This window comes from Actinomyces succiniciruminis (assembly GCF_900002405.1).
GTDB lineage: Bacteria > Actinomycetota > Actinomycetes > Actinomycetales > Actinomycetaceae > Actinomyces > Actinomyces succiniciruminis.
Genome location: NZ_LK995531.1, coordinates 92053 through 105579 on the forward strand (window position 1 = coordinate 92053; position 13527 = coordinate 105579).

8 protein-coding genes are annotated in these 13527 nt (G+C 66.7%); 1 reads left to right on the top strand and 7 read right to left on the bottom strand.

Annotation, left to right across the window (positions count from 1 at the left end; all coding sequences use genetic code 11):
- The 7 genes from BN1056_RS11755 to xylA form a co-directional block, all read right to left on the bottom strand.
- On the bottom strand, window positions 1–2209 hold a 2209-nt coding region (locus BN1056_RS11755), incomplete at its 3' end, for an immunoglobulin-like domain-containing protein (RefSeq protein WP_210581448.1).
- A 455-nt stretch (window positions 2210–2664) separates the two neighbouring features.
- Entirely contained in the window at window positions 2665–3921 is a 1257-nt protein-coding gene (mmsB, locus tag BN1056_RS11760) for a multiple monosaccharide ABC transporter permease (RefSeq protein WP_244671687.1), read from the bottom strand.
- Window positions 3918–5480 (bottom strand): multiple monosaccharide ABC transporter ATP-binding protein, encoded by a 1563-nt coding sequence (mmsA, locus tag BN1056_RS11765; protein WP_244671690.1) that lies wholly within the window; start codon window positions 5478–5480, stop codon window positions 3918–3920. Before mmsA ends, mmsB begins: the two co-directional genes overlap by 4 nt.
- 77 nt (window positions 5481–5557) lie before the next feature.
- Window positions 5558–6679, bottom strand: coding sequence for a multiple monosaccharide ABC transporter substrate-binding protein (chvE, locus tag BN1056_RS11770; RefSeq protein ID WP_210581452.1), 1122 nt, complete (start codon window positions 6677–6679; stop codon window positions 5558–5560).
- A gap of 276 nt (window positions 6680–6955) precedes the next feature.
- Window positions 6956–8884 (bottom strand): endo-1,4-beta-xylanase, encoded by a 1929-nt coding sequence (locus tag BN1056_RS11775; protein WP_210581454.1) that lies wholly within the window; start codon window positions 8882–8884, stop codon window positions 6956–6958.
- A gap of 352 nt (window positions 8885–9236) precedes the next feature.
- The gene (locus BN1056_RS11780) at window positions 9237–10715 is read right to left on the bottom strand and encodes a xylulokinase (RefSeq protein ID WP_210581456.1); all 1479 of its coding nucleotides are present in this window, start codon (window positions 10713–10715) and stop codon (window positions 9237–9239) included.
- 172 nt (window positions 10716–10887) lie between these two features.
- The gene (xylA, locus tag BN1056_RS11785; protein WP_111820428.1) at window positions 10888–12069 is read right to left on the bottom strand and encodes a xylose isomerase; all 1182 of its coding nucleotides are present in this window, start codon (window positions 12067–12069) and stop codon (window positions 10888–10890) included.
- A 68-nt stretch (window positions 12070–12137) separates the two neighbouring features.
- Between xylA and BN1056_RS11790 the strand changes: the two genes are divergently transcribed.
- Entirely contained in the window at window positions 12138–13385 is a 1248-nt protein-coding gene (locus BN1056_RS11790; RefSeq protein ID WP_244671688.1) for an ROK family protein, read from the top strand.
- Window positions 13386–13527: the final 142 nt, after the last annotated feature.

Sequence of the window (13527 nt, forward strand, 5' to 3'; positions counted from 1 at the left end):
TCACGAAGGGGACGTAACCGCCGTTGCCGTAGTTGTCGACGAGGAAGACGTAGCCGTCGCCCGTGTTGTTCGGGTCACCCTCGTTGAGCTTGACGATCTCCGGGCCCTCGCCCTCCTGACCGGTGAGCGGCGTGGTCATTGCGGTATCGACCAGCTGCCAACCGGTGGCCGGATCCGTGCCTGCAGAGGACTGGGTGGTGACCGAGGTCAGGACCCGGGACCGTTCCAAGAAGATGTCCTTGCCACGCTCCAGCCCATCGGCAGAACCGCCGTCCTCGTTCTTGGTGAAGCGGTAGTAGTAATCACCGATCTTCGTAACGGTTGAGTCGATACGGGCGTAACCCGTGTCCTGCCACACCTGCGGAGGGTAGGTGAAGGTCTCGAAGTCGCGGGTCAGTACGTAGAACATGCGGGCGTGAGCGCCGGTAGAGGTGGTCATGTGGTCAACGTCGTCGTACAGGCGTGAGGCGAAGAAGACCACGTAGGACTGCAACGCATCGTCCCAGTAGACCTCAGGAGCCCAGGTCATGCCGGCCTCGGGCTGGTTGACCACAATGCCGGTATCGCCGTCATCCGCGTTGGTGCGCGTCCAGTTGACCAGGTCGGCGGACTCCCAGGCCTCAATCTTCAGCGACCCCTTGGATTGGGCATCACCCCAGGAGGTGCCGCAGCCGATGCACAGATCGGTGGCGAGCATGTAGTACTTGTCACCGTTTACCGAGCGCAGGATGTATGGGTCTCGCAGGCCTTGCGTGTCGGTCTGCGACGCGACCGTCGGCTGGCCGCCGTTCGCCGGCGTGAAGGTGAAGAAGTCGTTTGTCGTCGTGTAGTCCTGGTATATCCGCTCGTTGCTGTCCGACTTGAAGTAGGCGGCTGCGTAGCCGACGTCGGGCGCACTGCGGCCCAGCTCAGCGACGGTCACATCAAAGGTGCGCGTGGCGCTCTGCCCGCCCAGCGTGGCGGTGGCGGTCAGGACGACCTGTTTGTCCCCGGAGCCGTAGGCGGGCCGACTGACGATGCCGGCGCCTTCGAAGGGATCGGCAGAGCCGACGTCAGGAGCGGCATAGGCCGAGTCGGTCTCACTAATCACGGAGGGGTCGGAGGAGGTCCACGTGATCTGCGAGCCGTATCGGGCGCCTTCAGCAACCAGAGGCAGATTCTCGTAGGTGACCGACTCCAGCTTGATTGCTTCCAGTTCTGCGGCAAGGTGTGAGGCAACCTCGTCATCGGATATGGCCTTGACGGTGACTTCGAAGACGTAGGTCCGCCCCGCGGGGTCCGTTGCGGTCAGGGTGGACTGGTGATCCTGCGCGCCACGAGCGATCGTGCCATCCGCCGCGACGACGGCGGGATCAGACGAGGCCCAGGTCAGTACTGTGCCGCTGACAGCGGTGGGTGGAGTCAGGTTTTCCCTCACGTCTTCAAGGGAGGTGTTGGCGGCGAGGAGACGGAGCTCGATCTGCTCGGCAACGATGGCTTGGAAGACAGCCGCTCGCTCTGCGGCGGTCGGGACTGAAGCGGCAACCTCGGTGGGGGTGAGGGCATCGTCCCACAGCTTCATGTCCGTAACCGTTGCCTTAAGCAGGGCATCCGGCTCGTAGAGCGAGCGGCCGATGTAGCCCAGGACGTCGCCCTTGACGATGTCGCTCATTGATTTGCCGTGCTGGAGCTGGGATTCCTGGACGCCGTCGACATACAGGGTGATGGTGTCGCCCGAGGAAACCAGCGTGATCGTGGAAACGGCATCGGAGGCGAGACGTCCACCGGCGGGCACACGGTCCTCGCCATTGCCGCCGTCAGTCTTGACACGGATGCCGGATAGGATCCCGCCCTCACGCTCGCCGGAGGCGGGGTTGACAAAGACATGGTTCCCCAGTTGATTCGTGTTCCACGAGCCGATGCCGTCGCCGATGACCCAGCCGAACTGGTTGGCGACGGCTGCATTCGTCAAAGACATCTCTACGGTGAATTCGTTGTCGGTACCGGTTACAGCTCCTGCCGGCATGGTCGCATAGCCATTGCCATCGAAGACGAGGGACTCGTCGGACGCATACACCTTGAAGTCCGAATCGTCTAGGCCCGTGAGCCGGGCGTCGCGACCATTGCCGGAGACGTCGATTAGTACGGAACCCGAGTGCGACATATCGTAGTGAGCCGTCGGGGCGGGAACCCCGTTGGCGGCCACTGCGGCAGGAACCGGGAGTGCCATACCGGCGGTCAGTAGAGCGGCACTCAGAACTCCAACCGCTGTGGTTGCGTGCTTAGCTTTCACGGACACGTTCCTCCCTTGGAAGGTGCACCAGCCGGGCGCCGTCGGCGCGAGAGCGGATGGACGGCGTCAAGCAGACTGTGATTGTCGCGGCCCAGGCCCACGCCAATGTGAACGTTCACGAACCGCACGTGCAGCATAGGCGATGTTTGCGCTAACAGCAAGGCTTCATACGGGCTCTTCACACGTCCGCTGCGACCCCGTCTCCTTCCGCTCGCCTCTCGACACACAGAACCACCGTCGCACATGCTTGGGAAGTCGGAAGGGCTCGTAGCCCCTCATCCGGTCCACAGTCCACGCAACTCCACGCGGCCGCGCGCATACACGAGGAGTGGCCGACAGCCGCTCCGGCTGCCGGCCACTCCTGTCGTCTCGACGGCGAGTGCGGAACCGCGTCACACGGCGCTGCGGCGTTTGCCGGCGATGTCCACGGCTACGGCAAGCACCAGCACCAGACCCTTGATGGCCTGCTGCCAGGCGGAGTCCACGGCCATGATTGACAGCCCCATGTTGAGCACACCCATGATCAGTGCACCGATGATGGCGCCGGACACCCGACCCACGCCGCCGGAGACGGCGGCGCCGCCGATGTAGGCCGCCGCGATGGCGTCCATCTCGTACAGGTTGCCGGCGGTAGAAACCGCGGCCCCGGCGCGCGAGGTGGTCACGATTGCCGCCAGCGAGGCCAGGAAGCCCATGTTGACGAACACCATGAAGTCCACCCGCTTGACGTTAACGCCGGACAGGCGGGCGGCCTTGAGGTTGCCGCCGACCGCGTAGATGTGTCGCCCGAACACGGTCTTGTTCATGACGAAGGAGTAGATGAGGATCACCGCGCCGACGATCACCAGCACGATCGGCGTGCCGCCTGCCGAGTAGGCGAGCAACATTGTGAAGAAGCCGATGGCGGCGGCGAAGACCACCAGTCGCAGGGCGACTACACCAACGGAGTCCACCGCCCGGCCCGCGGCACGGTTGCGGCGGCGGGTACGTAGCTGCGTGAACACCAGCCCGGCAATGGCGACCGCGCCGATCAGGATGGTGACGCCGTCGTAGTTCTTGAAGTACCCCAGCCAGGCCGGCAGCGAGCCGTTGGCGATGGACACGAAGCTGGGCGGCAGTCCGGAGACGGTGCGCTGGACCAGCACCACCGTCAGCCCACGGAAGATGAGCATGCTGCCGAGGGTCACGATGAAGGCGGGGATCTCCATGACCGCCACCCAGAAGCCCTGCCAGCAGCCAATGAGCAGACCGATCACGATCGCCACCAGCACGGCCACCGGCCACGGCACCCCGGAGTTGACCACCAGCAGGCCGATGACGCCGCCCACGAATCCGACGATCGAGCCGACCGACAGGTCGATGTGCCGGGCGATGATGATCATGACCATGCCGACCGCCAGAATCATCACGTAGGCGTTCTGCTGGATGAGGCTGGCGACGTTGTTGGGCGCCAGCAGCAGCCCACCGGTGAGGATCTGGAAGAAGATGATGATCGCCACCAGGGCGGCCAGGATTCCGTACTGGCGGAGGTTGCGGCCGAGGGACTCGCGCAGCTTGGCCCCGGCACCGGGGACATTCTCGCCACGCCCCGAGGCACGCTCGACCTTGCTTTCCGACGTCGTGATGTCGGCTGAATTCGGCTGGCTCACTGCTCCGCTCCTTCCTGTTCCATGCGCGGCGCGGCCCCCCGGCCGGCGGCGTCCTTCTCGACGGTCATGAGCTTCATTAGGTTCTCCTGGGTGGCCTCGGCCCGAGGCAGTTGCCCCGTGATCCGGCCTTGGCTCATGGTGTAGATGCGGTCGCATATCCCCAGCAGCTCGGGAAGCTCGGAGGAGATGACGAGGATGGCCTTTCCTGCATCGGCCAGTTGGTTGATGATCTGGTAGATCTCGTATTTCGCGCCGACGTCGATGCCACGGGTCGGCTCGTCGAGGATGAGGACGTCGGGGTCGGAGAACATCCACTTGGCCAGGACGACCTTCTGCTGGTTGCCCCCGGACAAAGAGCCGACCGGGGTGGCGAGCGACTCCGTCTTGGTGCGCAGCTCGCGCCGGTAGCGTTCGGCCACCTCCTCCTCCGCGGCGTCGTCGACGATGCCGCGGGAGGAGACCTTGTTCAGGGCGGCAGCCGTGGTGTTGGTCTTGACGTCCTGGATGAGGTTCAGTCCGAGCACCTTGCGGTCCTCGGTGACGTAGGCCAGACCGTTGTCGATGGCCTGCCGCACGGTGGCGGTGGAGATCTCCTTGCCGTCCTTGTAGACGTGTCCGGAGATGTTGGTGCCCCAGGAGCGCCCGAACAGGCTCATGGCCAGTTCCGTGCGTCCGGCTCCCATGAGGCCGGCGAGCCCGACGATCTCTCCGCGCCGCAGCGTCAGGGCGGCGTCGTCGACGACGGCCCGGGCGGTGTCGATGGGGTGGTGGGCGGTCCAGTGTTCGATCCGGAGCACTTCCTCCTCCACATGCGAGGTGTGTTCGGGGAACCGGCTGGACAGCTCGCGCCCCACCATGAGACGGATGATCTCGTCCTCGTCGATGGCGCCTTCTCCGTGCAGCGGGGCGGTGCCGACGGTGCGGCCGTCCCGGATGATGGTGGTGCGGTCGGCGACGCCGGCCACCTCCGCCAGCTTGTGGGAGATCATCACCATGGTGATGCCGCGCTCGCGCAGCCCCCACATGAGGTCGAGCAGGTGGGCGGAGTCGTCGTCGTTGAGGGCGGCGGTGGGCTCATCGAGGATGAGCAGGCGCACGTCCTTGGACAGGGCCTTGGCGATCTCCACCAGCTGCTGCTGGCCGACGCCGAGGTCTGCCACACGCGTCTGCGGACGGATGTTCAGGCCGACCTCCTGCAACAGTTTGGCGGCCGCCTCATTGGTGGCATCCCAGTCGATTACACCGCGGGTTGCCTTCTCGTTGCCCATGAAGATGTTCTCGGCCACCGACAGGTAGGGGCTGAGTGCCAGCTCCTGGTGGATGATGACAATGCCGACGGCCTCGGAGTCGCGGATAGAGCGGAATTCACGGACCTGGCCGTCGTAGACGATGTCGCCGTCATAGGTACCACGGGGCCAGACCCCGGACAGCACGTTCATCAGGGTGGATTTGCCGGCGCCGTTCTCGCCGCAGATGGCCAGGATCTCGCCGCGGCGGACCTCCAGGTTGACATCGTCCAGGGCCTTGAAGGAGCCGAAGGCCTTGGTTATGTGCCGCATCTCCAGAATGGTGTCCGCGGACGACGATGCTTCCTGCGCGGGTGCGGAGGCGCGCGGGGTCTTGGGGGCGGTGGTCATTACAGCCCCACCTCGGCGGCGGTGTAGTAGCCGGAGTCGACCAGGACCTCTTGGACGTTGTCGGCGTCGACGGTCACCGGGTCGAGCAGGTAGGAGGGCACCACCAGTTGCCCGTTGTCGTAGGACTCGGTGTCGTTTACCTCGACCTCCTGCCCCCGGGCGATCTGGTCGACCATGGTGGCGCAACGCTCCCCCAGCAGGCGGGTGTCCTTGAAGACCGTCATCGACTGGCGGCCCTTCACTATGTTTGCGACGTTGGCCTGGTCGGCGTCCTGACCGGTGAGGACCGGCCAGTTGTCATCGTTGTAGCCGGCGGAGGCCAGGGCCTGGCCCACGCCCAGGGCGATGGCGTCGTTCGGGGACAGTACGACGTCGACGCGTGTGGTGCTGGAGTAGAAGGAGTTGAGCCGGTTCTCCATCTCCGACTGAGCGGTGGTGTTGGACCACGCCTGGATACCGATCGACTGCCAGTCGTCCACGCTGGAGGGCATCTTGCCCGACGGGCAGACCAGCTTGCCCGACTCGATGTAGGGGCTCAGCACGTCCCAGGCGCCTTCGAAGAAGAAGCGGGCGTTGTTGTCATCGGGGGAGCCGGCGAAGGGCTCGAAGTTGAAGGGGCCGGAGGCGTTGTCCAGATCGAGGGCGTCGACGATGTACTGCCCCTGCATGGCGCCGACGTTGTAGTTGTCGAAGGTGACGTAGTAGTCCACCGCCTCGGTGTCCCGGATCAGGCGGTCGTAGGCGATGATCTTGATGCCCAGCCCGGCGGCGCTCTGCAGCACGGGCCCGAGCGCGGAGCCGTCGATGGAGCCGACGACGATCACGGCCGGGGACTTGTTGATCATCGTCTGGATCTGGGAGTTCTGCTGCTCGACCTTGTTGTCGGCGAACTGGAGCTCGACGGTGTAGCCGAGATCCTCGAGCAGCCGCTTGAGATTCTCGCCGTCGCGGCTCCAACGCTCCAGGTTCTTGGTCGGCATGGAGACGCCGATCAGCGCTCCTTCGCCGCCGCTGACGTCGCCGTAGTAGTCGGCCGTTCGCTCCGCGGTGCACGCCGCCAGCAGCGCCGCCGCTGCGACGGATCCGCCCGCAATAAACGACCTGCGCGACAAATTCTGCATTGAGGCCTCCTCGCCTCGGGTGATAGGTCACGGATCCTGCGATCCATTTAGTTGCACGCTAGCACTTATATGGAGTCGTGACAACTGTCATCTGGGAACACGGCCGCAGCACGTGGATGCCAGCACACCGCCCAGCACTGCAGCCATTGCCACAACCCTGCTCACGCAGTGGGGTGGCGCGACGGCATCCCGTCGCGCCACCCCGAGGTACCGGCGAGTAGCGCCCCCCACCGGCACCGCCCGCAGCCGGGCTGTACCGCCCCAGTCGCGGGAGCCTCAGGCCAGGCGCCGCCTTGCCCTCAGCACCATCACTCCGGTGAGCAGTAGTAAAGCTCCAGCCGGCAGCGCCAGGATTTCGGCACCGGTGCGCACCAGCGAGCCGCCGCCGGAGTTTGACGAAGACACTGCAACGACTGTCGGGGTAGCGCTCGGCGCTCCCGAGGATGAGGGCACACCGCCGACACTCGGTTCATCTGACGCGGAGGGCTGCGCCGCCACCGTCGGCTCTTGAGTAGGTTCAGAGGTGGGTTCAGGTACGGCGCACTCCTGCGGCGTCGCCGGGATGTCCTGGCCGACGGCGGCGGCATAGGCCCACTTGCCGCGGTAGTACGGGTCGAACAGCAAGGGGTCACCCGAATAGAACCGCCACGATCCGGAGTCAACCAGGCCCCACAGCGTCACCGAGAACAGATCCTGCTTGGCATCCTGCTCCGCGAACATCTCAAACAGCCTCTGATAGAAGCGGCCCTGGTCCAACAGCGTCTGAGTGTCTACGGGCGTGCTGGTGCGGGTGGGCACGTCCAGCTCGGTAACCGCCTGCACCAGCGGCAGGTCGTCGAAGGCGCTCATGGCCGCCCCGAAGCCCTCGACATCGTCGTCGAGCCAGGCGTGGAACTGGTGTCCGATGCCGTCGATCGGGACGCCGCGCGCCACCAGCCGCTCGATGAGGGCGTGGTAACGCCCGGTCTTGGAGGAGGCGTCGGTGCCGTACTGCGTGTTGTACTCGTTGATGAACAGCGTCACCGGGTGGTCGGCGCCGGGAGCGGCGTAGGTGGTGTTGAAGGCCTCGTTGGCGTAAATGAAGGCGTCGTCGATGTACTCCTCGCCCAGGATCTGGTACCAGTAGGAGTCGCGCAGTCCATCGGTCTCGGGAGAGGGGCTGCCCGCAATGACCTCGTTGACAACGTCGAAGGCCACCAGCGGATTGGTGTCCGAGCCGAACAGCCCGTACTTGTCAGACAGGTATTTGGCCACGTTGTTGATGTGGGTGCGCATCCGCTCTCGCAGTTCGGCACGATCGGCCTCGGAGTCACCCGACAGGAAGGTTCCGTCCTCGTGCTGGAACAGCCAATCCGGGGTCTGGGAGTGCCATACGAGCACGTGTCCGTACACCCGGCCGTTGTTGGCCTGTGCCCAGTCCATGACCGCATCGGCCTCGGCATTCTCGGTGACGAAGCTGTGGTCGGTGTTGTACCAGGCCTCCGGCTTCATGAAGTTCTCCGGAGTGACCTGGTTGAAGTGCCGGTCGACCAGTTCCAGAGAGTCGCCCTGCAGGGTGTTGGCGGTAACCGCCACACCCACCGGGTAGGGCAAGACCTCGGTCAGGGGAGTCGAGTCGTCAACCGGACCCCGCCCGCAGGCGTAGGCGGTGATGGCGGCATCGTCCACATAGAAGGACGCCGTGGGGTCTTCCAGTTCAATGTAGATCGTCCCGTCGACACCCTTGGGGGGCGAGTAACTTCCGGTGAGTTCCACCCATTCTTGACCAACCTCGGTAGGCGAGGTGATCTCGAGGTACTGCCCGTCCTTCTGGGCGGCGGTCAGCTTGGCACGGGTGGGGGCAGCCCCGTCCGGCAGCCGGACCCAGGCCGTGACGTCATAGGCCTGCCCCGCCTCCATGTAGTCGCCGATGGATATCTCCACTCCGTGCCAGGGCTGAGTGCGCCCGGTGACGTACAGGCTGTTCCAGGGGCTGCGCCTGACCTCATTGGTGGTGGCGACGGTCACCCCCTCGCCGCGCGCCGTCCATGGATTGTCTGGTTGGCTGGACTCGAAGTTCGAGTAGCTGACTGCATAGGGCTGGGGCTCTGTCGGTGTTTCGACCGCGGCCGCCCCCGCCGTCAGTCCCGCGGTCGCGACGGCGGCCGCGGCAACCGCCCCAAGCAGGCGGGTCCGGCGGACGCGCCGGGGTTTTGCTGTACGCATGCGCTTGCCTTTGCTGTTGTCCCACCGCCCCGAACACTCGCCGCAACGGCACGGCGATGAACCCCATGCGGCGGTACGGTCCTACATGGGAGCGCTCGTAGCGGCAGGTCCAAGCGGTGAGGATGACTAGGGGATGCCGGCCGACGCTGGCCCGCAGTCATGACACTACACAAGCCGAAATGCGACATCAATAGTTTCGTTGCATTTCGCTACAAATCCCGGCACATTGCACCTTGCGCAGTCGGCGAACGAGAGACGGGGCGGACGCACGTAGACGGCGCCGCCGCAGAAGTAGCGGCGACGCCGTCGCAGCCGATCGGCGAGTCCCTACCGGCAGTGCCCTTAGCGCGAGTCAGTCCCCCTGCTGCGATGCCGCCACGATGGCCGCCGCGGCATCGTAGGCGGCACGCACCTGCGGCTGCGGCTCGGCGGTCAGGTGCTCGACCGGGCCGAGTTCCCATACGGGCGGCTCCTCACCGCCGGCAAGCACCCAGGCGGCCTGCTTGGCGGCGCCGTTGGCGACATACTCGCCGGGCTCGGGCACATCCACCGGAACGGCGAGCACGGCGGGGGCGAGCTCGCGGGCACAGGCCCACTTCACTCCCCCACCCACGAGTGTGACGGCGTCGACCTCGACCCCCTGGCCGCGCACGGCGTCGACGCACGCCCCCATCAGGCACAGCAGCCCCTCGACGGCGGCACGCGCATAGTTCGCAGGGGTCAGCGAGGCCAGCGTCATGCCGGTGAGCATGCCCGTGGCCTCGGGCAGATTCGGGGTGCGCTCACCCTCCAGGTAGGGCACGTGCACCAGCCCGGCCGCACCGGGCTCGGCGGACAGTGCGAGCCGGTCGAACTCATCGTAGGAGACTCCCAGCACCTGCTTGGCGGCGTCCAGAATGCGCGCGGCGTTGAGCGTGCAGGCCAGCGGCAGGAAGGCGCCGGTGGCGTCGGCGAAGCCGGTGACCAGCCCGGAGGCGTCATGGGTGGGAGTGGCGGAGACGGCGGCGACCACGCCGGAGGTGCCCAGGGAGACACTGGTGGCGCCGGGGCGCAGGCCCAGTCCGAGGGCGGCGCCGGCGTTGTCGCCGCAGCCGGGACCGAGCACCAGATGAGTCAGGTCCCGCGCCTTCCCCGACGGCGCCGTGAAGGCGCCGCCGCGGGCGGCCTCCTCGTGTGGACCGACGACGCGGGGCAATACGATGTCGGCGACCTCGGCCTCGCTGCGGTGCAGGGCGAGTGCGAGCAGGTCGCGGCGGTAGCTGTTGGCCACGGAGTCGAAGTAGCCCGTGCCGGAGGCGTCGGAGCGGTCGGTGACGAGGGTGTCCAGCGAGGCGGCGCCGGACAGCTTCCAGGTGAGCCAGTCGTGCGGCAGGCAGATGGCCGCGATGCGGGCGGCATTCTCGGGCTCGTGGTCGGCCAGCCAGCGCAGCTTGGTGATGGTCAGGGAGGCCACGAGCACCGAGCCGACGGCGTCGGCCCAGGCCTTGGCCCCGGCGGCTTCGTCGCCGTCGCCGAGCTCGCGGATCAGATCGCGGGCGGCGCCGGCGCTGCGGGTGTCGTTCCACAGCAGGGCGGGGCGGATGACCTCACCGTCGGCATCGAGCACCACCATGCCGTGCTGCTGCCCGCCAACGCTCAGGGCGGCGACGTCATCGAGCCCGCCGACGGCGTCGATCACTTCGTTGAGTGCGGTCCACCAGCGATCGGGGTGGACTTCGGAGCCGTCCGGGTGGGAGGCCTTGGCCTCACGCACGAGGGCGCCGGTGGCGGCGTCGCGGACGACGAGCTTGCAGGACTGCGTCGAGGAGTCGACGCCGGCGACGAGGGCCATAAGAGTTCCTTCCACGTTGAAGGCGTTTGGATTTCGAGGGGACGAACTAAAGCGTAGTCGTGTAGTCGTATGGTGAAGCGGGACGTTGTCGAGGTGGAGGGTCGTCTTCGGCGCGGAGACCGACCGGCGCTGGGGCGGCACCGCCTTGGCACCGCCCCATCGCCGCTCCGGTTCAACTGATGAGGTGCTGGACGGCCTTCTCGTAGAGGTCGACGAAGTGGTAGTCGCGGGCGGCGGCCGCCTCGGCGTCGAAGTCCTCATAGGCGGAGCGGTCGGCGAGCAGATCGGCGATCGTCTCCCCCTCGGCGAGGGTCGGCTCGGCCAGCTCGTAGATGCCGGAGAGCTTGAGCGCCTCCTGCACCTCCGGGTCGGCGCGGAAGGCACGGGCCTTCTCCGCCAGCTGGATGTACATCTCCATGTTGGCGGCCGCGGACTCCCACACACCCTCAATGCCGTCGGTGCGCGAGGGCTTGTAGTCGAAGTGGATCGGCCCGTCGTAGCGCGGGCCGCCGCTGGGGAAGCCATTGACCAGCAGGTCGACGGTGAAGAAGGCGCTGAGCAGGTCGCCGTGACCGAAGACCAGGTCCTGGTCGTACTTCAGGCCCTTCTGACCATTGAGGTCGATGTGGAAGAGCTTGCCGGCGTTCAGCGCCTGTGCCAGGGCGTGGGTGTAGTTCAGACCCGCCATCTGCTCGTGGCCGACCTCGGGGTTCAGACCGACGATGTCACCGTTGTCCAGCTCGGCGATCAGGGCCAGGGCGTGGCCGACGGTGGGCAGGAAGATGTCACCGCGGGGCTCGTTCGGCTTGGGCTCCAGGCCGATGCGCAGGTTGTAGCCCTGGTCCTTGATGTACTGCGCGACGGTGTCCAGACCCTCCTTGTAGCGGTCGAAGACGGCACCCAGGTCCTTGGAGGAGTCGTACTCGGCGCCCTCGCGCCCGCCCCACATGACGAAGGTGGTGGCGCCCAACTCGGCGGCCAGGTCCACGTTGCGCAGGATCTTGCGCAGCCCGAAGCGGCGGATGGAGCGGTCGTTGTTGGTCAGACCACCATCCTTGAAGATCGGGTGGGTGAAGGTGTTAGTGGTGACCATCTCGATGGTCAGGCCCGTGGCGTCCACCGTGTCCTTGAGCTTGCCGACGATCTTCGCGCGCTCGGCATCGGTGGCGTCGAAGGGGAAGACGTCGTTGTCGTGGAAGGTGATGCCCCAGGCGCCCAGCTCGGCGAGCTTCTCGGCGTACTCCCAGGGCTTCAAGGCGGTGCGGGTGGTGTCGCCGAAGGGGTCGGCGGCCAGCCAGCCGACGGTCCACAGACCGAATGAGAACTTGTCTTCCTTGGTGGGCTTACGAACCATGGTTCCTCCTCGAGCCGGATTTTGTTCGCTCACGCAACTATGCCACGGGTGTGCGGTATGGTCAAGGCGTGTCTCAAGCCCGCACGACGTCAGCGTCGCCGTCCCTCGCCCCCCGTACCCAGGCATCCGCAGCCACTGTCTCCGCACGGCAGTCCACCCTGCGGACGGCAAACCTGGCCCTGTTGGCCGGGCACGTCTTCGCCGCCCCCAAGCCGGTATCGCGCGCCGACGTCGCCGCCATGACCGGCATGACCCGCTCAACCGCCTCGCGGTTGGCCGACGACCTGGTGGCGGCCGGCATCCTGACCGAGCTGGACCCCTCCCCGGCCTCCGGGCCCGGCCGTCCGGCAGTGCCACTGGCCCCGGCGCGGGGCACCTTCGTGGCTATCGGCCTGGAGGTGAACGTGTCGCGGATGGCGGTACGCGCGATTGACCTGTCCGGCCAGGTGCTGGCGGAGCGGGTAGTGCTGGATGACTTCGAGGCCTCCGATCCCGCAGAGGTCCTGCCCCGACTGGCAAGGCTGACCCGCGATGTGCTGAGTCTCGACGCCGTACGGCGGGCCCGCAAGGTGGGCGCCGCCATCGCCCTCCCCGGCTTGGTCTCGCACGAGACGCTGCTGCGCGCCCCCAACCTGGGATGGGAGCGGATCGATCCGCGCCCATTCCTGACCGACGTGCTCCAGCCGGACGGCCTGGTGCTGCGCCTGGGCAACGAGGCCAACTTCGGCGCCCTGACCGCGGGACGCGACCGACCCGCGGCGCTGCATTCATCCCCCTCCTTCATCTACCTCTCCGGGGAGAACGGAATCGGCGCGGGAATTGTGCGCGACAACCGGGTCATGCTCGGGGTCTCGGGCTTCGCCGGCGAGGTAGGGCACATCCAGGTGGACCCGACCGGCCCGCTATGTACCTGCGGCAACCGCGGCTGCGTTGAACGCTACGCCGGCCGCCGGCTCATTCTGGCCGCCGCCGGACTGGAGGCGACGGCCGGACCGCAGGAATTGGTGGCGGCCTGGGAGGCGGAGACGCCGGCCGCACGTCAGGCGGTCACCGATGCCGCCCGGGCTCTCGGCGTCGGACTGAGCGCCGCCATCAACGTCTTGGACATTCCCACGGTGATCCTGGGCGGCCACCTCGCTCCACTGGCCGACATCCTACGTCCCGAGTTGGAGGCGGAGCTGCGCCAGCGGGTGCTGTCCTCTCGCTGGTCGGTGCCCGAGGTGATCACCACCTCGCAGGATCAGACGCCGGCGGTCACCGGCGCGGCCTGGTCCCTGCTGGAGGAGGTCGTCGCCGACCCGGTCGCCTGGATGTGAGGCGCTGCCCTCCACGCGCCGCCCCCTGGTGCCCCATGCGCCACGAACACGCGTTCACGCCTCGAACACGAGTTTTAGAGGTATGCATGCGCCCAGCACCCTGTTATGTCTCAGGACATCGGTGACAGTTCTGCCTCAGGAC